The sequence below is a fragment of the Streptomyces sp. NBC_01474 genome (genome assembly GCF_035918215.1).
Lineage (GTDB): Bacteria > Actinomycetota > Actinomycetes > Streptomycetales > Streptomycetaceae > Streptomyces > Streptomyces aureus.
Window position 1 is genome coordinate 1,896,537 of record NZ_CP109449.1, and the last position, 23,603, is coordinate 1,920,139.

The 23,603-nt window shown below is 67.8% G+C and carries 25 protein-coding genes and 2 pseudogenes; 15 read left to right on the top strand and 12 right to left on the bottom strand.

Going from position 1 to position 23,603, the window contains the following annotated elements; genetic code table 11:
* Positions 1 to 17: 17 nt before the first annotated feature.
* From OG758_RS08975 to OG758_RS08990, 4 genes and pseudogenes are all read left to right on the top strand, one after another.
* Positions 18 to 263, top strand: a complete 246-nt coding sequence (locus OG758_RS08975) for an integrase (RefSeq protein ID WP_326709493.1) — start codon at positions 18 to 20, stop codon at positions 261 to 263.
* Positions 264 to 471: 208 nt separating this feature from the next.
* Positions 472 to 3,198, top strand: coding sequence for a SpoIIE family protein phosphatase (locus OG758_RS08980; RefSeq protein WP_442810275.1), 2,727 nt, complete (start codon positions 472 to 474; stop codon positions 3,196 to 3,198).
* Between the two features lie 3 nt (positions 3,199 to 3,201).
* Positions 3,202 to 3,375: pseudogene (locus OG758_RS08985) on the top strand (amidohydrolase family protein); the annotation flags it as partial.
* A gap of 151 nt (positions 3,376 to 3,526) precedes the next feature.
* A protein-coding gene (locus tag OG758_RS08990) for an IS5 family transposase (protein ID WP_382061010.1) occupies positions 3,527 to 4,355 on the top strand; the annotation gives its coding sequence in 2 pieces (ribosomal slippage) (positions 3,527 to 3,867 and positions 3,866 to 4,355; 831 coding nt in all).
* A 15-nt stretch (positions 4,356 to 4,370) separates the two neighbouring features.
* Here OG758_RS08990 and OG758_RS08995 read toward each other — a convergent pair.
* Positions 4,371 to 4,916 carry an MOSC domain-containing protein gene (locus tag OG758_RS08995; RefSeq protein ID WP_326709494.1) on the bottom strand — a complete coding sequence of 182 codons (546 nt, stop codon included), beginning with the start codon at positions 4,914 to 4,916 and terminating at the stop codon, positions 4,371 to 4,373.
* A gap of 303 nt (positions 4,917 to 5,219) precedes the next feature.
* Between OG758_RS08995 and OG758_RS09000 the strand changes: the two genes are divergently transcribed.
* Positions 5,220 to 6,380 carry a serine hydrolase domain-containing protein gene (locus tag OG758_RS09000; RefSeq protein WP_326709495.1) on the top strand — a complete coding sequence of 387 codons (1,161 nt, stop codon included), beginning with the start codon at positions 5,220 to 5,222 and terminating at the stop codon, positions 6,378 to 6,380.
* On the opposite strand, the gene OG758_RS09005 is transcribed toward OG758_RS09000, so the two are convergent.
* Together OG758_RS09005 and OG758_RS09010 are read right to left on the bottom strand one after the other, a co-directional pair.
* The gene (locus OG758_RS09005; protein ID WP_326709496.1) at positions 6,373 to 6,903 is read right to left on the bottom strand and encodes a hypothetical protein; all 531 of its coding nucleotides are present in this window, start codon (positions 6,901 to 6,903) and stop codon (positions 6,373 to 6,375) included. The genes OG758_RS09000 and OG758_RS09005 overlap by 8 nt on opposite strands.
* Positions 6,904 to 7,574: 671 nt before the next feature.
* Positions 7,575 to 7,979, bottom strand: coding sequence for a winged helix-turn-helix transcriptional regulator (locus OG758_RS09010; RefSeq protein WP_326715849.1), 405 nt, complete (start codon positions 7,977 to 7,979; stop codon positions 7,575 to 7,577).
* Positions 7,980 to 8,081: 102 nt separating this feature from the next.
* On the opposite strand from OG758_RS09010, the gene OG758_RS09015 reads away from it, so the two are divergent.
* Both OG758_RS09015 and OG758_RS09020 read left to right on the top strand, forming a co-directional pair.
* Positions 8,082 to 8,999 (top strand): alpha/beta fold hydrolase, encoded by a 918-nt coding sequence (locus OG758_RS09015; protein ID WP_326709497.1) that lies wholly within the window; start codon positions 8,082 to 8,084, stop codon positions 8,997 to 8,999.
* A 138-nt stretch (positions 9,000 to 9,137) separates the two neighbouring features.
* Positions 9,138 to 9,665 carry an AAA family ATPase gene (locus OG758_RS09020; protein WP_326709498.1) on the top strand — a complete coding sequence of 176 codons (528 nt, stop codon included), beginning with the start codon at positions 9,138 to 9,140 and terminating at the stop codon, positions 9,663 to 9,665.
* Between the two features lie 555 nt (positions 9,666 to 10,220).
* Here the strand turns inward: OG758_RS09020 and OG758_RS09025 are convergent.
* The 3 genes from OG758_RS09025 to OG758_RS09035 all read right to left on the bottom strand — a co-directional run bounded on the left by OG758_RS09025 (position 10,221) and on the right by OG758_RS09035 (position 12,297).
* The gene (locus tag OG758_RS09025) at positions 10,221 to 10,364 is read right to left on the bottom strand and encodes a DUF6480 family protein (RefSeq protein ID WP_326709499.1); all 144 of its coding nucleotides are present in this window, start codon (positions 10,362 to 10,364) and stop codon (positions 10,221 to 10,223) included.
* A 35-nt stretch (positions 10,365 to 10,399) separates the two neighbouring features.
* On the bottom strand, positions 10,400 to 10,759 hold the full coding sequence (locus OG758_RS09030) for a hypothetical protein (protein WP_326709500.1): 360 nt from the start codon (positions 10,757 to 10,759) through the stop codon (positions 10,400 to 10,402).
* 404 nt (positions 10,760 to 11,163) lie between these two features.
* A complete protein-coding gene (locus tag OG758_RS09035; RefSeq protein WP_326709501.1) occupies positions 11,164 to 12,297 on the bottom strand; it encodes a winged helix DNA-binding domain-containing protein in 1,134 nt (377 codons plus the stop codon).
* Between the two features lie 191 nt (positions 12,298 to 12,488).
* Here OG758_RS09035 and OG758_RS09040 point away from each other — a divergent pair, with 191 nt between their 5' ends.
* From OG758_RS09040 to OG758_RS09050, 3 genes are all read left to right on the top strand, one after another.
* On the top strand, positions 12,489 to 12,713 hold the full coding sequence (locus OG758_RS09040) for a hypothetical protein (protein WP_326709502.1): 225 nt from the start codon (positions 12,489 to 12,491) through the stop codon (positions 12,711 to 12,713).
* Positions 12,713 to 12,925: a hypothetical protein gene (locus OG758_RS09045; RefSeq protein ID WP_326715850.1), complete on the top strand. Its 213-nt coding sequence runs from the start codon at positions 12,713 to 12,715 to the stop codon at positions 12,923 to 12,925. The genes OG758_RS09040 and OG758_RS09045 overlap by 1 nt, the downstream gene beginning before the upstream one ends.
* 472 nt (positions 12,926 to 13,397) lie before the next feature.
* Positions 13,398 to 14,288: a DUF6424 family protein gene (locus OG758_RS09050; RefSeq protein WP_326709503.1), complete on the top strand. Its 891-nt coding sequence runs from the start codon at positions 13,398 to 13,400 to the stop codon at positions 14,286 to 14,288.
* On the opposite strand, the gene OG758_RS09055 is transcribed toward OG758_RS09050, so the two are convergent.
* The gene (locus OG758_RS09055; protein WP_326709504.1) at positions 14,285 to 14,677 is read right to left on the bottom strand and encodes a hypothetical protein; all 393 of its coding nucleotides are present in this window, start codon (positions 14,675 to 14,677) and stop codon (positions 14,285 to 14,287) included. The two genes, OG758_RS09050 and OG758_RS09055, sit on opposite strands and share 4 nt — an antisense overlap.
* Positions 14,678 to 14,835: 158 nt before the next feature.
* Here OG758_RS09055 and OG758_RS09060 point away from each other — a divergent pair, with 158 nt between their 5' ends.
* Both OG758_RS09060 and OG758_RS09065 read left to right on the top strand, forming a co-directional pair.
* Complete coding sequence (locus OG758_RS09060) at positions 14,836 to 15,936, top strand: M4 family metallopeptidase (protein ID WP_326709505.1); 1,101 nt, start codon at positions 14,836 to 14,838, stop codon at positions 15,934 to 15,936.
* 483 nt (positions 15,937 to 16,419) lie between these two features.
* Positions 16,420 to 17,721 (top strand): hypothetical protein, encoded by a 1,302-nt coding sequence (locus OG758_RS09065; RefSeq protein WP_326709506.1) that lies wholly within the window; start codon positions 16,420 to 16,422, stop codon positions 17,719 to 17,721.
* On the opposite strand, the gene OG758_RS09070 is transcribed toward OG758_RS09065, so the two are convergent.
* The 5 genes and pseudogenes from OG758_RS09070 to OG758_RS09090 form a co-directional block, all read right to left on the bottom strand.
* Entirely contained in the window at positions 17,705 to 19,516 is a 1,812-nt protein-coding gene (locus OG758_RS09070) for an asparagine synthase-related protein (protein WP_326709507.1), read from the bottom strand. The genes OG758_RS09065 and OG758_RS09070 overlap by 17 nt on opposite strands.
* 1 nt (position 19,517) lies before the next feature.
* A complete protein-coding gene (locus tag OG758_RS09075; protein WP_326709508.1) occupies positions 19,518 to 20,141 on the bottom strand; it encodes a lasso peptide biosynthesis B2 protein in 624 nt (207 codons plus the stop codon).
* Between the two features lie 687 nt (positions 20,142 to 20,828).
* Positions 20,829 to 21,107: pseudogene (locus OG758_RS09080) on the bottom strand (RNA-guided endonuclease InsQ/TnpB family protein); the annotation flags it as partial.
* A 34-nt stretch (positions 21,108 to 21,141) separates the two neighbouring features.
* Positions 21,142 to 21,318 carry a hypothetical protein gene (locus OG758_RS09085; protein WP_326709509.1) on the bottom strand — a complete coding sequence of 59 codons (177 nt, stop codon included), beginning with the start codon at positions 21,316 to 21,318 and terminating at the stop codon, positions 21,142 to 21,144.
* On the bottom strand, positions 21,315 to 21,662 hold the full coding sequence (locus OG758_RS09090) for a DUF6415 family natural product biosynthesis protein (protein ID WP_326709510.1): 348 nt from the start codon (positions 21,660 to 21,662) through the stop codon (positions 21,315 to 21,317). Before OG758_RS09090 ends, OG758_RS09085 begins: the two co-directional genes overlap by 4 nt.
* Positions 21,663 to 21,882: 220 nt before the next feature.
* Here OG758_RS09090 and OG758_RS09095 point away from each other — a divergent pair, with 220 nt between their 5' ends.
* Genes OG758_RS09095 through OG758_RS09105 form a run of 3 tightly spaced genes read left to right on the top strand, consistent with a single transcriptional unit; the run spans position 21,883 to position 23,518 of the window.
* Positions 21,883 to 22,140 carry a hypothetical protein gene (locus OG758_RS09095; RefSeq protein ID WP_326715851.1) on the top strand — a complete coding sequence of 86 codons (258 nt, stop codon included), beginning with the start codon at positions 21,883 to 21,885 and terminating at the stop codon, positions 22,138 to 22,140.
* Positions 22,115 to 22,639 carry a DUF6879 family protein gene (locus OG758_RS09100; RefSeq protein ID WP_326709511.1) on the top strand — a complete coding sequence of 175 codons (525 nt, stop codon included), beginning with the start codon at positions 22,115 to 22,117 and terminating at the stop codon, positions 22,637 to 22,639. The genes OG758_RS09095 and OG758_RS09100 overlap by 26 nt, the downstream gene beginning before the upstream one ends.
* A gap of 24 nt (positions 22,640 to 22,663) precedes the next feature.
* The gene (locus OG758_RS09105) at positions 22,664 to 23,518 is read left to right on the top strand and encodes a helix-turn-helix domain-containing protein (protein ID WP_326709512.1); all 855 of its coding nucleotides are present in this window, start codon (positions 22,664 to 22,666) and stop codon (positions 23,516 to 23,518) included.
* Positions 23,519 to 23,603: the final 85 nt, after the last annotated feature.

A 23,603-nucleotide genomic window follows, 5' to 3' on the forward strand; every position in this document is an offset into this window, starting at 1 on the left:
CCATCAAGGAGACGTGAGTGCAGACCTGTCGACGCGAACTGCTGGACCGCACGCTCATCTGGAACCAGCACCACCTGCTCCACACGCTCCACGACTTCGCAACGTTCTACAACGGGCACAGGCCGCATCAGGGCATCGCCGACACCCGCCCGCTACACCCGCTCCCCCAGCCGATCACCGACCCGGAGCAGATCCCCCGCCTCGACATACGGAAACGCCACCGACTCGGCGGCCTCCTCCACACGTACGAACATGCCACGTGACCTGGTCGGATGAGGTTATCGGCAAGGGCAGGGTGGTACGGCAGTGTGTGCCTTGCCTGCCTTCCACTGCCCCGCTGGCGTATCTCACTTCCTGGCATCGGTCTGTGACCGTGCGCATGTGATGACTCCAGGAATTGAAGGGCAAGCGCACAATTGACGTATGCGCGGATTTCGCATCCGCCCCAGTTCGTCCCCGGACGCTCGATTCATGGGCAGTGGCACCAGCAGCCGGCGGAAGGGGCCGCCTTCGGTGCTGAGTGTCCATAGCGTCGTCGGCCAGATGTTCGTGCTGCAAGTGGCGGTCGTTCTCATACTTGCCGTCGGAGCCGTCGTGATGCTCGCACTGACGACCCAGCGCGAGAGCACCCGCGCGGCTGACAATCAATCACTGGCTGTCGCGCAGGGCTTTGCCAGCTCTCCGGGGCTCCTGGGAGCCCTGAAGTCGCCCGACCCCACCGCAGTGCTGAAGCCGCGGGTCAAGGAGGCCTGGAAGGGCTCCGGCGTGGACTTCCTGGGCGTTGTGAACCGGGACGGAATCTACTACGCCCTTTCCTCCCGTATAGGTCGCCCCGGCAGCCACACCGCTACCAACATGGCTCCTTTGCTGGCTGGCCGAACCGTACGGGAGAAAGGTGTTGGCTCCCTCGGCCCTCAGGTTCGGGTCTTCGTCCCCGTCAAGGAACCGTCTGGGTCGGTAGTCGGCGCGGTCGGCGCCGGGATCACGCTCGAGCATGTCGGCAACAGGGTCGCAGAGCAGTTGCCAGCCGTGGTGGGCGCTGCGGCCGGCGCGGTGGCCGTCACCACGGGCGGAGCGGCGCTTCTCAGCCGACGGCTGCTGCGCCAGACCCGCGGCCTCGGCCCGGCCGAGATCACGCGCATGTACGAGCACAACGACGCGGTACTGCACTCGGTGCGGGAGGGCGTGCTGATCATCGGTGACGACGGGCAGCTGCTGCTGGCCAACGACGAGGCACGGCGACTGCTCGACCTGCCCGCGGACACGGAGGGTCGCCATGTCACGGCCCTCGGCCTGGAGCCGCCCATGGCCGAATTGTTGGTCTCCGGGCGAGGGGCGACCGATGAAGTGCATCTGGCGGGCGACCGTCTGCTGGCGGTGAACGTGCGGCCGACCGGCCCCTACGGAGGGATTGCCGGGAGCGCGGTAACACTGCGGGACACCACCGAGCTGCGGGCGCTTACGGGCAGGGCGGAGGCGGCCCGGGAGCGTTTGAAACTGCTCTACGACGCGGGGGTGCGGATAGGCACCACACTGGATGTGGCGCGCACCGCCCAGGAGCTCGCCGAGGTGGCGGTCCCGCGCTTCGCCGACGTCGTCACCGTCGAGCTGCTGGAGCCGGTTCTGCGGGGCGACGAGCCCCTCGAGGGGAGCACCGCCATGCGGCGCGCAGCCGTCAGCGGCGTCCGGCAGAACTCGCCTTTCCACCCGGTGGGTGACCTCATCACACTCTCGCTCATCGCTCCGATGGCGTCGGACGTGGCGAGCGGCCAGGCGGTCCTCGAGATCGACTTGCGCACGGCGGACCGTTGGCAGGCCCAGCATCCCGAGCGGGCCCGGCAGTTCCTGGACTATGGCGTCCACTCGCTGATCAGCGTGCCGCTGCGGGCCCGCGGCGTGGTGCTGGGGCTGGCCGACTTCTGGCGCGCCGAGACCCTCGAGGCCTTCGGGGAGGAGGATCGGTCCTTTGCCGAGGAGCTGGCCGCCCGGGCGGCGGTGGCCATCGACAACGCCCGTCGCTACACCCGCGAGCGCACCATGGCCGTCGCCCTGCAGCGCAGCCTGCTGCCGCGGAGGCTGCCGGAACTGAGCGCCCTGGAGGTCTCCCATCGCTATCTGCCCGCGCAGGCGGGGGTGGGCGGGGACTGGTTCGACGTCATCCCGCTGCCCGGCGCCCGGGTGGCCCTGGTCGTCGGCGACGTCGTCGGTCACGGAGTGCACGCGGTGGCCACCATGGGCCGCCTGCGCACCGCCGTGCACAACTTCTCCGCCCTGGACATGGCCCCTGACGAACTGCTGGCCCACCTGGATGAGCTGGTCGCCCGAATCGACGCCGACGAGGCCGCCGAGGAGGAGGGGCAGCAGATCACCGGCGCCACCTGCCTGTACGCGATCTACGACCCGGTCTCGGGAATGTGCACCATCGCGCGCGCCGGCCACTTCGGTCCCGCCCTGGTCCAGCCCGACGACACTGTCGCCTTCCCCGACACCCCTGTCTCACCACCCCTCGGCCTCGGTGGCGCTCTCCCGTTCGAATCCGCCGCGCTGCGACTGCCCGAGGGCAGCCGACTGGCCCTGTTCACCGACGGGCTGCTCGAGGACCGCGACCGTGATCTCGACACCAGTCTGGACCTCCTGCGGGGCGCCCTGTCCCATCACGACCGCACCCCGGAACAGACCTGCCAGGCGGTCATCGACGCACTGCTGCCCGAACGCCCCCGCGACGACGTCGTCCTGCTCATCGCCCGCACCCGGCTGCTGAGCCCCGACCAAGTCGCTGACTGGGACATACCTTCCGATCCAGAGGCCGTCTCCCGCGTCCGCGCGGGTGTCACCCGTCAGCTGGAGACCTGGGGCCTGGACCAGTTGGCCTTCATCACCGAACTGATCGTCAGCGAGCTGGTCACGAACGCCATCCGGTACGGCGCCCAGCCCATACGGCTGCGCCTGCTGCACGACAGCAGCAATCTGATCTGCGAGGTCGCCGACGACTCCAGCACCTCGCCGCATCTGCGCCGGGCGGCGGCCACCGACGAGGGCGGCCGGGGACTGTTCCTGATCGCCCAGTTGGCTGGGCGCTGGGGCACCCGGTACACCACCCACGGGAAGATCATCTGGGCAGAACAAGCCCTGCACGACGGAGCCGCAGAACCCGGCACCGACCTGGCCGACATCCTCCTTGGCCAATGGGACGAATGAGCAGGCAACTGGCGCGAGCGCCGGGCACCCGTCCTCGCCGACCCGTCCCTCGCAGCCCCCGGCCCGTCCGGGCCCCACATCAGCGACGACGAGCTGCGCACGGCGATCGAGACCAACCGGCTCCGGCTCAGGGACGAGCGCGGCATCGACCTCAGCGTCTTCTCGCCGCGTGCCTCCAAGAGACCGCCTCGGCGGAGTCCTCCACGAATACCAACATGCCGCCTGAACTGCGCGGATGGACTTTTCGGCAGGCGCACCTAGAGCGTGTCTCTTTGATCGGTTGGTCTGTTGATCGGGTGTGTCCGTCCGATTAGTGATCACTGATGCGATGTGGGACCGGATCGAGCCGCTGATGCCAGCCGATCCGGTCCGTGGTCGGCGGTGGGCCGATCACCGCCGAACCCTGGAAGCCATCGCGTGGAAGTACCGCACCTGCTCGCCCTGGCGGGACCTGCCCGATGAACTCGGCTCGTTCCAGACCGCCCACAAACGGCTGATCAGGTGGGCCGTGGACGGCACCTGGGAACGCATCCTCGCCGCGGTTCTGGCAGCGGCCGAGGGTGCTGACGACATCGGCTGGACCGTGTCGGTGGACTCCACCGTCTGCAGGGCTCACCAGCACGCCGCCGGCGCCAGGAAAAGGGGCTCCAGGCCGGACCGAACCCGGCGACCATGCGCTTGGACGCTCCCGCGGCGGCCTGAGCACGAAGGTCCACCTCGCCAGCGACAGCCTTGCACGCCCCCTCGCCCTTTGCGTCACCGCAGGCCAAGCTGGCGACGCCCCGGCCTTCGAGACCGTCATGGCCGGCATCCGTGTTCCGCGAAGCGGGCCGGGAAGACCGAGGACCCGACCCGATGCCGTCCTGGCGGACCGCGCGTACTCATCCCGCGCGATCCGAAAACACCTCCACCGACGTGGAATCCGCGCTGTCATCCCCCAGCCGTCCGACCAACTCGGCCACCGTCTGCGGCGAGGCCGCGCCGGCGGTCGCCCACCGGCTTTCGACGCCGAGGCGTATCGGCAACGCAACGCGGTCGAGCGATGCATCAACCGGCTGAAGCAGTGGCGCGGCCTGGCCATGCGAACGGACAAGCTCGCCATCGCCTACAAGGGCGCACTCCACCTCGCCGCCATCCTCATCTGGGCACGCCGATGACCACGGAACAAGAACCTAGACCCGTTCCAGCGGGCGGTGAGGGGGTGGCGGGGGCTCGACCTGGATGGAATCGTCGGGGCGGACGGTCCCTCCACGGCGGACCACAGCCATGACGCCACACTTGAACGTGAACTCGCCGGACAAGGGGTCCATGGCGAAGACCTCACCGAGCAGCCCCTTGCGGAAGTCGTTGATCTTCGAGCATGGGTTGCGCAGTCCGGTCACCTCAAGTACCGCCTGCTCCCCGAGATGGAGCAGGGCGCCGGTGGGCAGGCCCAACAGGTCCATTCCGCGCGTGGTGATGTTCTCGCCGCGCTGGCCCGCAGAGACCCAATAGCCCTTGAGCGCGAGTTCGTCGAAGAGTTCCTCGTGCATCAGGTGGACCTGGCGCAGGTTGGGCAGGTTCGGCTCGTAGGTCATGCGGAACTGGTGGCGGATTGTCTCACCTGCGTGAACGTCTCCTTCCACTCCGAGCCCCGTGAGCAGCCTGATGGAATCGCGATTGGGCTTGCTGAACGAGTACCCCTCGTTACGGCTCACTGCGGTCACCTGACCAGGCATCACGCCCTCCACCTGTCGTCGTTCTGCCGGTCGATCATAGAGGCGGTGCAAGCAGCCTTGTGAGGGAAGCGTGCAGTGAGCGGACCTCATCCGGCGGATGGTCATGTCCGGCTCCTGATCGGCACCGTCCCGTCAACGAACGCCAAAGAGACAGCTCCTAGGGGCGATCCCCTACAACACCCCGTCATCACAGAGCAGTTGCTCCGGGCCCGCACCAGGGGTGGAGCCCTCCTCACCGACGATCCGCAGGCGTCCGCACAGCCGCAGGATGATCACATCGATCGTCCATACCAGGAGCAGCAGATGCAGACACGCAGCCGTACCCTCACCGCCGTGGCCGCAGCCCTCGTCCTCGGCCTGACAGCCGGACCGCTCGCCGCCCCCGCCTTCGCCTCCCCCGCCGGGCCCGCCACGGCCGCTCACGCCACCACCGGCCCGGACACCGAGGCCCTGCGCGCCGCGCTCGCCGGGTTGCCGGACTCCTACGCGACGGCCGCGCTCGTACGGGTCGGCGGCAGCGACGGGACATGGCGCGGGAGCGCCGGGGTGCACGATCTCGCGAGCGGCCGGACGGCGGACCCGAACGCGCTCTTCCGTGCCGGTTCGACCACGAAGGTGGTCACGGCGGCGGTGGTGCTGCAACTCGCGGCGCAGGACAAGGTCGACCTGGACGCCCCGGTGCAGCACTATCTCCCCGGGCTCCTGTCGTCCGCCTTCGAGCCCGTCACCGTACGGCAGTTGCTGAACCACACCAGCGGGATCCAGTCGGGCGACGGCTTCGGCGACTCCTTCGAGGACGCGTACGCGCACCGCTTCGACACGCTCACGCCGAAGCAGGTCGTCGCCTCGGCGGTGGCGAAGGGCCCGGAGTTCGACCCGGGCGAGCGGCAGGACTACCTGAACATCAACTACACGATCCTCGGCATGCTGATCGAGAAGGTCACGGGACACTCGTACGCCGACGAGGCCGCCCGGCGCGTACTCCGCCCCGCCGGAATGCACCACACGTACTTCCCAGGCACCGACCCCCGCATCCACGGACCGCACAATCGCGGTTACCAGGCAGTGAAGCAGGCGGACGGCACGACGAAGTTCATCGACGTCACCGAGTGGAACCAGGCGGACCGCTGGGCGGCGGGCGACATGATCTCCACGACGGCGGACCTGGAGCGGCTGATCACCCACCTCTTCCGGGGCGAGATCGTCCCGAAGCTGCAGCTGGAGGAGATGTTCACCGTCCCCTCGAACATCGAGGGTGCCGACATGAGCGCCGGGCTCCAGCGCTTCGAGTACGGCGGCAAGGTGTACTGGCTCAAGTCGGGCGCCCGCTACGGCTACAGCGCGGTCGTCGTGGCCACCCGCGACCTCTCCCGCACCCTCGTCTACTCGGTCAACTCCACGGACGCGAAGGGCGAGTCGATGAACCCGGTGGCCCAGCGGATCGCGCTGGCGGCGCTCAAGTAGCCATGGCAAGCGGCGCAGGCGAGGTGAGCGCCTCCAGCCGCTTGATCTTCCTGCGGACGACGTACAGCGGGATGACCCCGAAGACCCCGAAGGACATGTCGATGACCGACCACCAGAAGGGGATGCCGCGGAGCGGTCCGCAGATCAGGGCGAGCGGGACGATGCCGGCGCAGGCGATCATCGCGAACTCGACGACCCAGATGTTGCGGACCGGGTCGCGGTAGGGCCCGTAGAAGGCGACGGCGATCACGAGGTGCGCGAACGCCAGCCAGTCCGTGCCGTACAGCAGGAAGGGGTACTGCTCGTCGGCGGCGTCGATCCCCTGCCGTACGCGCTCGATCCAGTCCATGAGCCCGGGCAGGTGCTCCGGCACGGACAAGGACCTCAACAGATCCTCGGTCCAGTGCAGTTCGTGCACCAGAGGGAAGGCCGTCGCCCCGCTCAGCACGAGGCAGACGACGAAGAGGACCAGCCACACACGGATGCCCTTGAGGAGGGCGACTCTGTCACCACTGTCGCTCATGGCAGGAGCGTACGCCCTACTTGAACATGTTCAAAACTCCCCGCCGCGAGCAACGCCACCACCAGCGCGCTCCCCGCGCCCAGCCTGGGCGACACCGCCAGGAAGAGCAGCGCCGAGCGTCGCCACCCCCGCGGCCAGTGAGAACTGTTGCGCGGTCCGACCTCGCTGCGTATCGAGTTCAACCTCGATACGGTCCGCACCCCAGCGCAGTGCCACTGCCTGCTTCTTCGGCACCGGTGACGATCGTTTGGACGCCTTTGTGGAGAGAGGCAGGCCAACGCCGAGCCGACGTCTACGACGCCTCGCTCGAACCGGCCTGCTGTCTCATCGCCCAGCGATAACTCGATCCTCTCGAACGATCGAGTCTCTACCGAATCCGCAGCGGTTCAAACCGCTCGAACCCGAGCGAATCGCCGGCCTCGGCATACGCCGACACAACCGCCTCGGCGGCGTCCTCCACGAGTACCGACATGCTGCATGACCTGCATGGACCTAATGTCCGGCACCCACACCCGCAAGAACCCCGGACCGAACACCAGGCTTCAGCCCCACCGACTTCGCACCCGTCCACGGAAGAAACCGCGACAAGTGACGGCTGGGCGGAGCCGCCTCAGCGAGGCGTGACGCTCGATGGCCACGTCATCGTCTGGTCGGCGTGCCGGACACCGTACTCATGCGGGCGTCTCTTCCTGGGTGTATCGCTGGTTGGCGTCGTCGATCTCGGGCATGTGCGCCTCGGCCCACTCCCGCAGGGCGGCAAGCGGTTCCTCCAGCGAGAGCCCGAGCGGGGTCAGCCGGTAGAACACCCGTGGGGGCACGACCGGTTCGACGCGCCGGCTGACCAAGCCATCGCGGACCATCCCCTGCAGCGTGACCGACAGCATCTTCTGCGAGATCCCTGCCATCTGGCGCTGCATCTGGGAGAAGCGCAACTCCCCGGCTTCCTCGGCCAGCACCTTGACCGCCATGGAAATCCACTTCGTGCCGATGCGGTCCAGGAGCTTGCGGGTCGGACACGCAGGTGAGAAGAGATCACCACGCGACCCGACCGGTCCCCGCGCGGAAGAGTCAGTCACCTGCACCTCACCACCTGTCGCAAAAGTGCCTCCTTCCAGCGCCCACCATAGGTACCTAGCGTTGGGTTGTCACCAAAGGTAACTGCCCTCTGGAAGGACCCCATGTCTACCCGCCCCGCTGCCCTTCGCCCGGACCCGGCCGTTCCCCCTCCCCGAGTCGAACTGCGGCGGGTGGAGGCCAACGGAGTCGAGCTGAACGTCGCCCTCGCCGGGCACGGCCCCGCCCTCTTGCTGCTCCACGGGTTTCCGCACACCTGGCAGGTCTGGAGCGAGGTGCTCGCCCCGCTGGCCGCTCACCACCTCGTGATCGCACCCGACATGCGGGGGTTCGGAGCGAGCGAGCGGGCAGCACACGGCTATGACGCCAACACGCTCGCCGAGGACGCACGAGCCTTGCTGGGCTCACTGGGACTCTCATCTGCCGCGGTGGTGGCGCTCGACGCAGGCGTGCCACCAGCGCTCTCGCTCGCCCTGCGCCATCCTCAGCTCGTAGACCGACTGGTCCTCATGGAGTCGTTGGCGGGCACGTTGCCGGGCGCAGAGGACTTCCTCACCGACGGCCCCCCGTGGTGGTTCGGCTTCCACGCGGTGCCTGGACTGGCCGAGTCAGTACTGGAAGGCAACGAGGCGCGCTATGTGGGCTTCTTCCTTGACGCCGGCACGCTGGGAGAGGGCGTACCGGCTGCCGTACGTGATGCCTTCATCGCCGCCTACACCGGCCACGACGCGCTGCGTTGCGCATTCTCGTACTACCGCGCGCTGCCGCTGAGTGCTCAGCAGATTCAGCAGGCCGTATCACAGGCGCGCCTCACCATGCCCACTATGACCATCGGCGCGCACCCGGTAGGGCGGGCGCTGGAGCGGCAACTACGCCCGGTGGCAGATGACTTGACGGGCTATGCCCTCGACGACTGTGGCCACATCGTGCCGCTGCACCGGCCTGCCGCACTGCTGCGGCTGCTGGAACCCTTCCTCGCGGCGAGGCCATGCTCCGAACGGCTTGCTGCCCCTTCGACGTGAGGGCCGGTTCGCGATGAGCGCATGCTGAGCGATCCCGACGGGCCGGCAGGGGCCGGGGCTTCCCTTCGTCCAACCGGTGCCCTGCGCCGGTACGCTGCCATCCGCACCTCCCTTGCCTGTTACGGCAGCATGGAGTCCATGCTCATAGTCATCGGCGGACTGCCCGGCACCGGTAAGACAACACTGGCGCGGCTCCTAGCCGCGCGTGTCGGCGCGGTGCATCTGCGCATCGATACGATCGAGCAGGCGATCGTCCGCTCGGGCCTGGCCGAGCACCCTCTCGGTCCGGTCGGCTACACGGTCGGATATGCCCTGTCCAAGGAGCACCTCCAGCAGGGTCTCACTGTGATCGCGGAATCGGTGAACCCTCTGTCCGTCACCCGTGATGCCTGGCGGGACGCCGGCGCAGACGCCGGCGTCACCGTCATCGAGATCGAAGTGATCTGCTCAGATCCGGCCGAGCACCAACAGCGCGTGATCTCACGCTCGGTCGACATCCCCGACCTGGAGCTGCCCAACTGGCAACAGGTCCTCGACCACGACTACGAGCCCTGGGGCCGGGAACACGTCATCGTCGACACCGCCGGGCAAGACCCGCAGGTGTCCCTCGCCTCACTCGTCAGCCACCTCGATCGCCTCGCTGCGGGCAGGGACATATTGACGTGAACGGCGGTGCGCCCATCGCTCCCAGCAGGACGGAACCTCATGCAACCCATGCAGTGTCCAGCATCGTTGGGCTTCCGTCAGTCGAAACGGCAGCGAGCGCCGGGAAGGACTCCCGCTGTTACGGCCCAGGCAAAAAATCAACCGCCGCGAACGCCGGCATCTCGTGACCAGCAGCAGCCTGCTGAGGGCCATCGAGGTCGGATGGCCCTGCACTGTCGCGGTGCGCGAAGTCCTGTTCCGCTCCGGCTCCACCCGTGCCTAGATCGCCATCGCCGGGGCCGGCACTATCGGCTGCGGCGCGAGCCGGGATCGGCGCGCTGGCCCGCGCCTCAGTGCGGTTGAGTGCCCTGGACTTTGTGGACCGGCCTGTCGTCACTGCGGGGGTCTGCCATCAGCGTCAAACAGCCGCATAGGGCTGCCCTCCGGGCTCACCACACCCCGCCGGAGGCGTCATGCGGGTCGATGAACCCACTGGACAGATCTACGACGAGCCAACGGGGAGCCCGGGTACCCGTCCACCTTTCTCGCACCCTCTTGGCGCCCACGCCTCCGCAATCAGACAAGCAGCACGAGCGCGTACACGAGGAAGAACGCCGCGACCAGCACCACGAAGCCGATGATCAGCGCCAGAGGCGCCTGCGCCCATCCCCTGGACGGGTGGTAGGTCTCCTGGGGCCCGCCCCCGACATGCCGCCGCACCTGACCAGCGGGATTGGTGCAGTCCCACTGGAGTGCTATCTCTCGGCGGCCCGCGCCGCCGCCACATAGTCCTGGAGCATCGCGTCGAACTCGTCACCCGCAATGTCGCAGTCCTCAAACTGCCCGTACAGATCGATGAGCCTGACGACCCCCGCGCTCACTCGCTCAGCCGCTGCGGAGGCGGTCGCCAGAGTGAAGCCCGACTCCCACCGCTGCGAGTCGGCGCACCAAGCGGCCAGGTACGTCTGCGCAGCCTGGGCCGAGGCGATCCCCAGGAGCAGGGTCTCCACCGCCCGCCGGAGGTTCCCGTCTCCAGCGGGCTCCCTGGACGGGACCCAGTCCTCGTCCTCGTCGAGCATGAAGGTCCAAACGGCCCGTACGACGGACCCGGCCATGGCATGCCCTCTCCCTGGACCGGAACAGCTTGGCTACGGCTCCCATGATCTCATCGGCCGCCTCTCGGCTACAGCCCGCCAACACCCAAGAAGACGATGGCGAGCGGCCACCAGGTGCTCGGGCAGAGCGGCGGGGATGCTGTCGGGGTCGAGGAGGCCCTGGTGGGAGGCTGGTTACGGGAAGAGGCCGGGCGGCCCGCCGGCGCCGCGGCGGAAGCCTCCGGATGGGTGGGGTCGACGCGCACCAGGCGCACGCTGAGGAGGCGACGGGTGAGTTGCTCGCCGGGCCGCCGGACGACGCCTGGTGTGTTGAAGCCGGCGCCGAGTTCCAGGATGAGCAGGCAGGTGTCGGTCCCGCCACCGACGGCGTCACTGCCCGCGCGGCGACGATGTCGAGCCGCTGCTCACAGCAGCCGCGCCTCAGCCTCGGGGAGTTTCGACCACCAGTGTCCGTAGCGGCTATAGACCGCCGTCTCGCGTTCGCTGAGGAGCCTCGTCAAGGACTGAGCCTCTGCGGCGAGCCCGTCCCAGGCGGCGGGAGGTAGGGGGTGGAAGGCCGTGGCCTCTATGCCTCCATCCACCGGGCGCCAGACACCGGCGACATGGCCATCCACCAACAGGGTGGGCAGTACATCGCCGTTCCTGCGGATCACCACGGGTCGGTAGGCCGGGGGTATCACCCGGCTACGGTCGGCATAGGCCAGCAGGACGCTGTCCCACATCGCCATCAGCCGGGGCGGAGCGGGGGTCTCCGCGGGGGGCCGGGAGGCGCCAGGAAGGTCGAACAGCGTGCCGCCGTCCGGCCCTTGGAGCTGCTCGACTGCGCCGTCGAGAGCGCGGAGCGCCTCGCGGATGGCCGCCCGCTGGACCATGGCGAACTGCGCCACGTCCGCCACCGAGGCAGGCCCGAACCCTGCCAGGTAGCGCAGGATCAGGGTCCGCAGCGCTTGTGGATCCATCGCCCGTCCCGTGGGGGCGTGTCCCGTCCCGGCAGCGAGGAAGGACGGCCTCAGGCCGAACGACCACGGGGCGTTGGTCGGGGCATGATGCAACGGCGCGTACGCCTTCAGCCCCCACCACGCCCCCTCCTTCTTCTCGGCGCCGACCCGCTCCTCGACCCACGCCTGCGTCTCTGCCGAGGTGCGTTGCCGACGGGCGAAGGCCAGCAGCTCCGGCACCAGTTCGTCGGCGTCCGCCGGGGTCAGCCCCGCGGCGGCGAAGCGGGAGCCGAGCCGGGAGGCATACAGCGTGGGCTGCATCGCCGCGCGGAAAGCTGCGTAGTCCTCGGCGTGCACGGCGTGCAGGGTGATCCGCATCAGGGTCGCCTTGGCCACCGAACGCCCGGTGAAGGCGGCATCGAGATCGGCGGGAGCGAAACTGGTGAGCCGGTTCCACAGGGCGAGGTAGGGCGAGGCCGGGTGCTGCGCCTGGAGCGCGACCACGCGCCGCACACCGTCGGGGACGGTCAGCGGCTCACGCTCCAGCAGGAGCTGGCGGCTGAGGGTCGCTCGGTTGAGTTCGCGCGCGCTGATCACCATGGCGCAGGATTCTGCCCCACGCCACGCGCCCCGGCTCCTGTGCTCCAAGTTCGGTGACACGCATGCGCGTTCGTCACGGTTCGATGGCACACGCGCAAGGTTCGCCGACACAGGACAACGAGAACGCCCCCCGACACGTCGAGGTGCGTTGCCTTTGCTTCAGAATTCGAACATACGCTCTACTAGGGAGCATGGACCGCCACTTTCCGAGCGACCTTCTGAAGGCGCAGACATCCTGGTACGTCACCTACGAACAGCTCGCCACCGGCCCGTCGGACGACGCGGCTACCCAGCGCCGACGGCTCCTCCGTCTGTCCCGGCTCATCGCCGGGCACCCGTACTGGACGACTTCGGCGGGCACGCCCGCGGCCCGCATGGCACTCAAGGAGATCGCCCGTACGAAAGCGCGGCCGTGATGCTCACCGACCGGCAGATGCGGATCATCCGCAGCGCACGGGAGTGGATCGCCGAATACGGGGAAGCCCCATCGGTACGCGAGCTCGCCGCGGCGGTCGGGCTCTCCTCCACGTCGTCGATCGTTTACCAGTTGCGCCGACTGCGGGAGATCGGCATTGAGATAGAAACCCGTGGCCGTCCCAGTGGACGGTGCCCGCACTGCGGTCACTGACCCTTTCGCCACCCAGCCCCGGCTCCGGGCTGTCCACCGAGCCGGCGGACGGGCCGCGATGCGTTCCGGTCTCAGGAACGGAGGAATCAGGCACCAGAATCCATTCCGGGACGTCCTCAACTTGTTCCCAGCACCCGTGTCCAGATTCCAGTACATGAATCTCATGGTGGCGCCGTGACGTCACGTCAGGGTGCTGCAGATCGCGGCGGACCTGGTCGGCCAGGCCGATGCAGTCGGGTTGGTTCCAGCTGAGCCGTCACTCGATCCTGACGCCCTGTCAGGCTGTCTGGGACCTGAGCAACATCGTCGGCAGCGGCAGACCTCTCGATCTCTACCACCCGGTCCAACGAACCACCGCCGGTTCATTGGCTGCTCGGGTTGGCGCACCTCCGACCGGTGGCAGACGATGAAGACGGGGGCACTCGGCACCGTGGGCCGGACACGGACCGCGGTTGGCACGTGGAGGTCGGACATGGCCCGAGCCGGTTCCCTTGCATCGTCCCCGATTCCCGACTCGCTCAAGCCCGGCGGGATCGAGTCGGAGAACCATCCCTGGAAGATACGGCTGGTCGAGCACCCCGAACGTTTCGAGTCGTCCTTCTTCCGCGCCGCAAAGAAGGCAGCGCACAAGATTCTCGACGAGATCAGCGACACGGATCTGCCGTACGGGTCCCGGCCCGCCGGCTCCGAGCACTGGGAGATGCACCACGGAGGCAGCCTCTGGGTCAAGGGAGCGGGCGGCTGGCGGATGTACCGGGCCAGGGTGGGCATCGAGTGGAGCATGCAGTTCTGCGCTGAGCCGGTGAAGGTCGACCGGCTCAGGCAGGAGGCGGCCGAACTCATCGATGCCTTCCCGCTGACCCTGCCGGCCCTCGCCGAGCTGGGATACGAGGAGGCCGACGCACTGCTGCGCACCCCGATCAAGGACGCGGACGGTGTGGAGGCGTGGACCGACTCGCTGTTCAACGCATGTGTGCCCATGACCCACGGCAACCACCAGGGGATTCTGCCCAAGGTGCCCGGTGAGCACCACTACCCCTGGCCCGTCAAGGGGGCGGACTTCGTCCGGTACGACGACTTCCAGCTGTGGGTGACCCTGCCCGACGGCACCCATGGCGCCGTCGCTCCGGTGGACCGGCGGGGTTCCGGAGACGGACACGTCCGCCTGGTGCACGTCCCCGAGGGCAGCAGGGCGGCGGAGACATTGGCCGAGGCGCAGGAGCAGGGACTGATGGCGGTCCTGCCGCCGAACAGCTCCGCCGCGCTCCAGGCGTTCGCCGAGCAGATCGACCCCGGACGGCGCAGCGCGGCCGGCCCCCTGGCTACGGGCCGGCCGCGCGGGAACGGCCGAGGCTCCCGCTAGGCCCGCCGGCGGCGGGCGCCCACCTGATTACTCGTCCCGTCGAGGCAGATGACGATCCTGCGCGGCATACCGGCTCCTCGTCCACTGAGTTGCAAGCCTCCGGTGACGGGCGGAAACTGATGGCATAGCACGCGCGCGCACGGATCGCCCGTTGAAACCGGAAGGGCCCTTTCCTCCGGGGAGAGAGCTCCATGCTCGGCACAGCAGTTGGCCACCTTCGACATGAAGAAGCCCTCGCGCCGCGGCATCTCAAGGACGACGTGCGTGTTCTTCAAGTAGTTGAACCCCTCGACCCCCTTGAGTACGTCCGTACCCAGTACCGCGGGCCGCACCTTACGTTCATCGCAGGCGTCGACGGCTGGTACCAGCAACTGACGGACCGGCAGCACTGCACTTCCTCAAGTGCGGACATACGGGGCTGGGGTCAGACGACGGTGACGCTGTTCGTCAACCACTCAAGTCCATGATCGGCACGCGTACCGCCACCCGCGAAAGCGCGAGCGTCAGGCGGATGAGGTACGCCACCGCACCGATCGGAGCACATCCCATGACCGACGACATCCGAGGCTCCTCGCTCAGGTCCGTGGCCACTACGCCGTGTGCGATCGTGCCACCGCATCTGCTCAACCGGCTGGCCCGGGCCGAGAACCCGTCCCTCAACGAGCCTGCCCGCCGCACCCTTGCGCTCGACGCGGCACAGCGCGTCCAACGGAGGCTGACGGCCGAGATCGGCCCGACCGCCGCCCCGCCGAGGCGCGCCCCTGACCACCCCCTCCGCACCATCTGCGACGTCGAGCACCGGCAGGAGTTGCCCGGCAGGCGCATGCGCGGAGAGGGCGAGGCCGACGTACCGGACACCTCGGTCAATCACGCTTACGACGGCCTTGGTGCCACGTTCGAGTTCTATCTCCGGACACTGTCCCGCTTGTCCATCGACGGGGCCGGCCTCCCGCTGGATGCCAGCGTTCACTTCCAAGAGGACTACGACAACGCCTTCTGGGACGGCGAGCAGATGGTCTTCGGTGACGGGGACGGGCGCATCTTCGGTGACTTCACCCAGTCCCCCGACGTCATCGGTCATGAGCTCACCCACGGCGTCACCCAGTACACCGCCAACCTGACCTACATGGGCCAGTCCGGAGCCCTGAACGAGCACCTGTCCGACGTATTCGGGTCCCTGGTCGAGCAGTTCGCCAAGGGCGAGACAACCGAGGAAGCGAACTGGCTGATCGGAGAGGAACTGCTGCGCCCCGAAGTACAGGGCGTCGCGCTGCGCTCGATGAAGGCGCCCGGCACCGCGTACGACGACGATGAGCTCGGCAAGGATCCGCAGCCTGCCCACATGAACGACTTTGTGCAGACTTTCGCCGACAACGGCGGCGTGCACATCAACTCGGGCATCCCCAACCACGCTTTCTACCTCGCCGCGACTCAGCTCGGCGGCCACGCCTGGGACGGTGCCGGCCGTATCTGGTACGACGTGCTCACCGGTGGCGAACTCGCCGGCGACGCCGACTTCACGTCCTTCGCACGGCTGACCGCGGACGCCGCCGACGCCTACGGGCCGCAGGAGCACGATGCGGTACTGCTGGCGTGGGATGCGGTCGGCGTACCCACGAACGGGCTGAGTCGGCCAGTGTCCCAGTAGAACTGCGCGCCTGCGTGATCGGGGCGAAGGGCTTGTGCGCCTACGGCTGGGCACGCATCCCCGCCGACGAGTACCAGCGTGAGTTCCTCGTTCGCCGCGGCATCTACGACAGCGAACCTCCTGTCCGGAGCCCGAAGGAGACATATTCGTGTAGGCCGTCCGGAGGCATCCGGGTGGTGATCCGAATGATCACCGCGGACGATGGTGCTCGAGTCCCGGCGCAGCACCAGGTCTCCTGGTCCGCTGCGGGGATCGGATGCTCCGCGACACCACCGCGAGGTACGTGCCGCAGGAAGCTGGCAGGGGCTCCACCCGTGCAGTACCCCAGTGACGTTCGAAGGAGACACCTCTTGGGTTCAGTTGGCGTACGCCGGTGCCGATCGGCGGACCGTGCACCGGCCGGCTCGGGTGCGTCTCCGGTCGCGGTCACCATAGGAGCGGACGGCACTCCCGCATCGGCCTGCGGCGTCGGGAGCTGACCACGTGAAGGTTCCCTTCTGGTCCGGCGTCGGCTGCCGTCTGCGGGATTTGCTGGTCCCGACGAGCAACAGGCGGTCACCGGCAACCGTGGTATTGATCCTGGTGGTTCTGCTTCTGACGGGGCTGCCGCTGGGCTGGCTCGGCTTCGAAGATCTCGTCGGTGCCCTGACCTACGCGGGTCGCATCACCGGTGCCATCCTGATCCTGGTCTCGTTCACCACATTGGTGGGCGCTTTCGCGGTCTGGGACCACTGGTTCCGAAACCGCATTCCCTACTCGGGCACGGTCGCGCTGATCGGCACGGTCGCGGCATTCTTGACCAACGCCGCGCTTTTGCTCATGACCTTCAAGGACGTCGATTCCACGGCCTACCGGGTGCTGTGGTGCCTGATCACGGTGGGTTGCGCCTGGGCTGTCTTCGCAGTGTGGCGGACATCCGTCGAGATCCCCGCTCCGAAGCGGGTGGCCGCGGCGGTGATCGTCACCGGGCTCATCGCACTGGCGAACTTCGGCTACGAGCGTCTCTACCAGCCGTCCCAGCAGGGTGCCAGACCCCTCATCACGATCACCGTGGGAAAGCCTGTACTGAGGCAGGACCGTAAGGCGTTCGCGTTGCCGGTCGACATCAGGGCCGAGAACCGCAGCGATGTGGGCTTCTACGTGCTCGGCACCGAGTTCCACGCCATGGGGGAACGAGTGTGGATAAGCGCGACGGACCGGAAGCGCGAGCAGTGGCGCGATGATGCCGAGAAGTGGCGCACGTTCCAGGAGATGCACCCTCTCTCCCGCCGGGAGATCCAGCAGCCCGGCGAGCTGGTCGCGGCGCAGCCGTGGGCGCCCGCCGGACACTGGATCGAGCCGGGTGACACGTTCGTCAGCCAGACGGTCGTGCAACTACCCATGGACACGCCGTACGACCAGTTGGCGTTCTACGCCAACGGGAGCTTCGCACGCAAGGACAGACTCGGCCTGTCGCAGATGCAACTGACCGGGTACTCCTGGAGCGACGGCCAGGTGCCCGGTTGGGTGAAGGCGACGAAGGGCGTCGACAACGTCGTCTACCGCGGCCGGGTGTACGAGAACAATTCGATCGCCGCGCATACCAGGGACACCCGTTACGTCACCGTCTATTGGCAGTTCGGTGTGCATGGCGCAGACCTGCTGCAAACCATCAGGCGAAACGGCGAGGAAAACCGCATCAACAGCGAATCGGAAGACCGCGAGTTGGAGAGCCGGTACGGCATCGTCGACTCCAGACAAGGCCCGATCGAACGGACCCTGTGGGACGTCAAGAGCCGGCGCTGACCGGCATGAGCGCGCGGGAGCGCTGGTCCAATCGCTCCAGCCACACCACCAGGGCGAGAGAGCTGTTCATACGATCCCAGGAGTATGAGTCCCCGATGCCGAGCTGCGCCTCCCGCACCGCCCGGCACAGCGTCTCCACGTCGAATATCTCCGCGATCAGCGGATGCCGCGCGGAGCGGCAGAGGTCGATGAGTTCGTCGCCGTGTGTCCGCAAGCCGCGGGCGTAGAGCTCGTCGAAGGGGATCTTGACCGTTCGGCCGAGGATCCGGGGCGGGAGCAGATCTGCCATGGCCTCGCGCAGAACCGTCTTCGAACGGCCTGGATGGAACGTGGCTTCGGCGGGGAGGCGGCGCATCGTGGCGATGACCTCCGGGTCGAGGAAGGGATGGGAGAGGAAGAATCCGTCCTGCCGTGCGCGGCGCCAGGAGAGCGGGTCCGGAGCGGCGATGTAGTTGGCCGCGTCGTAGAGCGACTGTTCCGGCCGGCGTCCGAACACGAAGCGGCTCTCCGCGACGCTGGCCTCACGGTAGCCGTGAGCCCGCGCGAATCCGGACCGCAGCCATCGGGGGCGGGCGAAGTTGCCGAGGCCGCCGAGCACCGTCCCGCGGCGGCGGACGAGCGCGGTGAGCCGTTCGGCGGCCAACGGCAGAGTCGGCTGCACCACGTAGGCGGAGAGGACGTCCCGCAAGCCCCGCTCGCCGCCTGTGGCCCAGGCACGTGCCTGCTTCGTCATCTGCCGGAGCTGTCCCCTGCGGGCCAGCCTGTGCAAGTGAAGCGGGTTGGCGTCGGCAATCGGATCGGCCCCGCAGCCGGTCATGAGGGTGTCACAGCCCAGTTCCGCCGCGGCGGCATGGAGCCTGCTCCAGAACGGGGCGCGGAAGGCGTGCGCATGAGGCTCGTCCGCGTCCCCCGCGTGGTGCCAAAAGTCGTCGAAGTCGGCCACGTCATCTACATCGATCATCATCGGGTGGGCCGCGGGCACATGACGGCGGATCGCTTCCATCGCCTCGTCGAGGTACGGCTGTTCCTCGGCCAGTTCTCCTCTGCCGAAGCGTCCGGCAAGCAGGACCAGGTCCCCAGGGCGGTCCTGTCCCGCGGTCAGCAGGCGTGCCGCGAGCAACGCGACGCTGGTGGAGTCGGTGCCGCCTGAGACATGGCACGCCGTCGTCCTGCCCATACGGCGCCCGACAGCGTTCTCCAGCGCGAGGCGCAGATCCTTCGCGGCGCCGCTGAAGCGGGGACCGTCTGCCCCGGGTAACGACAGGTCGTCCGCCTCACGGACGTGTCGCGGCACCCGACCGCGCATCTGCCCCGTGATCGAAAGTTCCACCACCTCGCCGCCCAGTATCCGGTGCACCCCGGCGAAAGGGGTGAGTTCCGAGTGGGGTTGCGCCATGTTCCCGGTCAGGTACCGGCAGAAGTAGCGACGTTCCAGCTCCGCTCCGGCGCCCAGGCGGCGCGCCGAGGTGCTCACCGCGCTCACACGGCCGCCGGACTCCCTGAAGAACAGGGGGATACGTGCCTGCTCGTCCCGCATCAGCAGGATGCGGTCGCGGTACACCAGGACAGCCGCGTAGTCGCCGGTCGGCAGGCGCGACGCGACTCCCCGCCGGCCGAAGTCGTCGAGGAGGCGGCGCGCACCCGCCATGCGGTCCCGGACCGAGCCGACCCAGCCGGCGACCACCGCGGTTCCGTCCTGTGAGGAGACCGTCGTCACGAGCCCTTGCTCGGCCATGGCCCCGGCTGCCGAGAGCTTCGGTGTGGTCCCGGCCCAGTCGAGGCGGAGTGCTTCCACGTCACTGGCCTCCGCCGTTGATCGAGAGAACTGCAGTGAACGCGTGCCCGCGCGGATCGGCGTCGGGGATGCACACGTCGGCCGAAGACGTCCAGGCGTGCAAGGCGAACGGGTGCTCGCGCGCACCTACGTGGAGGACGGCCTTGAGACCGCGCCGACGCAGCAGGACAAAGGCTGTCACGGCCTCGGCCTTGCAGTCGTCGTTGACAAACCAGCTTCTGTGGCCGTGCGAGTGCACCGCCCGCTTCAGCGAGGCGACGTCTTCCGCGGAAGCGGGATCTGCGCGGGCATAGTCCGGGGCCGCCAGGGACAGGAGCCGAAGCACGCGCCCGAATCCGATGGTCCGGATCAGCAGATGCACTCCGCGCAGCCAGAGCCCGACCTCGACGTTGGAATGCTCCTTTTGGCGGCCCGTCACGCACCGGGCACGGATAAGACCGGTGACGAGCTCGGCGCGTTCCGTGGAGCTTTCGTCGGCGAACTTCTGGATGTCCGCCGTCGCCATTCCGAGAAAACGCGTCCGTTTCCAGTCCGCGATCAGTGCTCCGCCGGACGTCCGTGTGACCCGGCAATGCGGTGACAGGATCCGCTCCATGGCCACTAGGGCATCGGTGTCCTCGGCCACCGCACATCCTCCAATGTCGCCTGCCGCGGCTACTCTGAGGCGGACTCGGTTCGACTTGTGGACGGTGTTTCAGCCAAGGTATCCGTGACCGTCGTAGTGGCTGCCGCTGAAGCCCCGGATCAGACGGCCGTTGCCGATAAGGACAAGTCCACGCGGCATACGACGCCGCAGCAGTCGGGCAAACATGGCTTACCTCCTGGTCGGGTATCGTTGGTTAATTTCAGGCTACTCTGCGAGGAATACCCCGCAACCGGACCAGCGGTGCCCCGTGCCGCGAAGCACGAGTGATTCGCAGGACTGCCTTGTCCGTCGTTCCGGCATCGTGTCCCTCCGCCACGGACGTCGTGATTACTGATTCCCAATGAGGTTGTCAACCTCATTGGGTGACGCGCTGTGAGCGATTCATCCGAGCACGGCAGGGCTGGGCGAGCGGCGATCTCAAAGACTCGGCTGTCGCGTGTGAGGTCCCACAGAAACTTCAATCGACGCCGCGCGAGGGCGACGGCCGCTTGCCTGTGGTTCTTGCCTACGGCTCTCTTTCGGACGTAGAACGCCTTCGAGGTAGGGCAACAGCGGGCAGCGACTTGCGCGGACATGTACACGACCCGCCCCGCAGCAGGCGCCGGCATTGACATGCTCCTCGGGCTGAAGCCCGAGGATTCTGGCCGTCCCACAGGTTGCTGTGCCGCTACGCCCGTACCGGGCCGCCTTGTAGGCGAGCATGGTCACGAACTGTGACCAGCCCGCGTCATGGACGGACTTGGCCAGCTTGGAGCGCGCAAGGCGCTTGACCGACAGATCTTCCACGGCTATCGCTTGATTCTCGCGGATCAACCGGGTGGAGAGCTGATGGTGGAACTCCTTTTGCGCATCAGCCACCTGCGCTTGCGCGCGGGCAACCTTGAGCCGGGCCCTGGCCCGGTTCTTCGAGCCCTTCTGTTTGCGGGATAGCTCCCGCCCGGCCTTCGCCGGCATGTGAAGGCACGCCGACGGCGGAGTCTCAGCCGGACTCGACCACTCGGTCCCGAAGGGTCCTGCGCATCACGGCCTTCGGTGAGACAGCAGCGTGCCTCTTGCAGCCGTAGAGCACGAACGGCGGCCCGCTCGGCCTCTCGACCTGACCGACCATCACGGGCTCGTCCGTCATGTGCGCGCCGGTCGCGCACCATTCGCTCACTGGCCGTCTCCCGCGAACTGGTCGAGGGTGCGCAGACGGCGGCCGAGTGCCGCCACCGCAAGAGCCGCGGCGAGAGGGCTGGGACTGAGGCCCAGCGACAGCTCCCCCTCGGCGTCGGCGATGGCACGCTCGCGGGCATAGAACGCCGTCGTGCCGTGAGTGATCCGGTCGGCCTGCTCCTGCACGCGAGGGATGAGGTGCCGGAGTTCTGCTCGGATCACGAGGTTGAGCTCTTGCAGGCGAGCCAGGCCGGGGATGGTGCGCGTGACCGACATGGCTTCTTGGATCAGCTCGGGGATCTGGCCGCCCGACTGTGCGGCTGGGGCGTCTTCAGTGGTGGGCATTGCGCCTCCGCAGGGCTGCGCCCGCGCACCTTGGCGGGCCGTGGTCGTTGCTGCGTGGCATCGACGCTAGGCCTACCGTGTGCATGACCTCAAGCAATGTGCAGATATGTGCAGACAAGCCAACACAGCAGGTACATTGGCGACTTCGGCACCTTGACTGCGTCCGCCGTAGGGATGACGGTGGTGCACACAAATGCACCTGCCGACCCCGGAGGCCGACATGTCGTTACTGTTCATCGGGATCGACCCCAACACGGGAGACAAGCAGAGCCCGACCGTGTGGGTCGACCAGGACAAGCAGGAGTTCGTGTTCCAGGGATGGAAGCCGAGCACTGAACTCGAAGCGGAGTGCGCTCAGTTCGAGGTGCCGGGGCACGCCAAGGGGATCCCGGACGGTGAAGCTGTGGTCCGTATCCCGGCCCACATGGTCAGCATGATCAGGGAGGCGTGCGATGCCCTCGAGCGTGCCAACGTTTGATGAGCTGATGGCGGGCTGCCGATCGGCCGTGCACCTGGAGATGCGCGACAGCTATGCCGTCGACTACGAAGAGGGTCCGTTCGCCGACTGGCGGGCCGGGTTCCGACACGATCGGGCAGACCGTGCCTCGTGGTGGCGGCCCTGGCTGGACCTCATCCACGAGGCCGTGAGTCGCGGTGCGGTCGTGCGCCGGGCACGCATCGTGTCCGAACCGGTCAGCGAGTACACGCAGTTCCTGTACGACGGCACGTTCACCAACGTCGCCGCAGGCGAGCAGGTGCGGTGGCTCCCGCGCCGGCAGGCCTCAACGATCGCCCTGCCGGGGAACGACTTCTGGCTGTTCGACGACCAGTGGGTCCACTGGAATCTCTTCTCCAGTGACGGCTCGTCGTTGGGCGAGGAGATCACCGACGACCCAGCGGCCGCGAAGCTGTGCACCGAAGCGTTCGAGACAGTGTGGTCGAAAGCAGTACCGCACGACCAGTTCCACATCCGCTGAACAATCCCACTGACAGGCCAGCCCATGCCGTACTCCCCGTCGCCTTCCGCACAGGCTGCCCGCGAGGCCGTAGCTCTACGGCTGCGGGATCTGCGGAAATCGGCCGGCCTCACTGTCACGGAGCTGGCCCGCCAGTGCGGATGGCACCACGCCAAAACGGTGCGGATCGAGAACGCCCGGACCGCACCGTCCGCCAGGGACATAAGGGCCTGGGCAGCCGCGTGCGGCGCCGGCGACCAGGCCGACGGGCTCGTCGCCCAGTCCGTCAACGCGGAAGCCATGTACCGGGAGTGGCGCCTTCAGGTGCGCTCGGGCATGAAGCAGCTGCAGGAGAGCGTCACCGGCTTCTTCCAGCAGACTGAGCTGTTCCGCATCTACTCGTCGACGCTGGTGCCCGGGCTCCTGCAGACCGAGGGCTACGCCTCAGCGCTACTCAGCAGGATCGCTGACTTCCGCGACATCCCGGTCAACGACGGCGCAGCAGCCGGGGCGGCACGCGTGGAACGATCGCGTGTCATCCACACGCCCGGCCACCGATTCCTCATGCTCATCGAGGAGAGCGTCCTGTGGGCACAGATCGGCGACGAGCAGGCGATGGCCGGGCAACTCGGGTACCTGCTGACCGCAGGCGCCTTGCCCCAGGTCGCGCTGGGTATCATCCCGGCCGCCACGCAGGACCGATGCCACTGGCCCATCGAGACGTTCCACGTGTACGACGACAAGCTCGTGTCAGTTGAACTGGCATCGGCTGAGGTCAACATCGCGCAGCCATCGGAGGTCGCCCTCTACCTGCGCGCGTTCGAGCAACTGCGCAGTATGGCCGTGTACGGCGCCGACGCGCGTGCGCTGGTCGTCAAAGCCATCGACGCACTGCAGTGACCCTGGGCAGCAGTCGGAGAGTCACGCCAAACCCGCCGTCCATGTACGCCGAACTCCCAGGTGAGTGACGTCGTTCGGTTTTCCT

Bases quoted from the DNA above. Each gene is read 5' to 3' on its own strand.
- OG758_RS09035 (WP_326709501.1), bottom strand. From the start codon at position 12,297: ATGGTGATCAGCGCGCGCGAACTCAACCGAGCGACCCTCAGCCGCCAG.
- OG758_RS08995 (WP_326709494.1), bottom strand. From the start codon at position 4,916: ATGCCTGGTCAGGTGACCGCAGTGAGCCGTAACGAGGGGTACTCGTTC.
- OG758_RS09095 (WP_326715851.1), top strand. From the start codon at position 21,883: ATGTCGTTACTGTTCATCGGGATCGACCCCAACACGGGAGACAAGCAG.
- OG758_RS09040 (WP_326709502.1), top strand. From the start codon at position 12,489: ATGGACCGCCACTTTCCGAGCGACCTTCTGAAGGCGCAGACATCCTGG.
- OG758_RS09050 (WP_326709503.1), top strand. From the start codon at position 13,398: ATGGCCCGAGCCGGTTCCCTTGCATCGTCCCCGATTCCCGACTCGCTC.
- OG758_RS09060 (WP_326709505.1), top strand. From the start codon at position 14,836: ATGACCGACGACATCCGAGGCTCCTCGCTCAGGTCCGTGGCCACTACG.
- OG758_RS09090 (WP_326709510.1), bottom strand. From the start codon at position 21,662: ATGCCCACCACTGAAGACGCCCCAGCCGCACAGTCGGGCGGCCAGATC.
- OG758_RS08980 (WP_442810275.1), top strand. From the start codon at position 472: ATGGGCAGTGGCACCAGCAGCCGGCGGAAGGGGCCGCCTTCGGTGCTG.
- OG758_RS09020 (WP_326709498.1), top strand. From the start codon at position 9,138: ATGCTCATAGTCATCGGCGGACTGCCCGGCACCGGTAAGACAACACTG.
- OG758_RS09105 (WP_326709512.1), top strand. From the start codon at position 22,664: ATGCCGTACTCCCCGTCGCCTTCCGCACAGGCTGCCCGCGAGGCCGTA.
- OG758_RS09100 (WP_326709511.1), top strand. From the start codon at position 22,115: ATGCCCTCGAGCGTGCCAACGTTTGATGAGCTGATGGCGGGCTGCCGA.
- OG758_RS09005 (WP_326709496.1), bottom strand. From the start codon at position 6,903: ATGAGCGACAGTGGTGACAGAGTCGCCCTCCTCAAGGGCATCCGTGTG.
- OG758_RS09045 (WP_326715850.1), top strand. From the start codon at position 12,713: ATGCTCACCGACCGGCAGATGCGGATCATCCGCAGCGCACGGGAGTGG.
- OG758_RS09000 (WP_326709495.1), top strand. From the start codon at position 5,220: ATGCAGACACGCAGCCGTACCCTCACCGCCGTGGCCGCAGCCCTCGTC.
- OG758_RS09015 (WP_326709497.1), top strand. From the start codon at position 8,082: ATGTCTACCCGCCCCGCTGCCCTTCGCCCGGACCCGGCCGTTCCCCCT.
- OG758_RS09030 (WP_326709500.1), bottom strand. From the start codon at position 10,759: ATGGCCGGGTCCGTCGTACGGGCCGTTTGGACCTTCATGCTCGACGAG.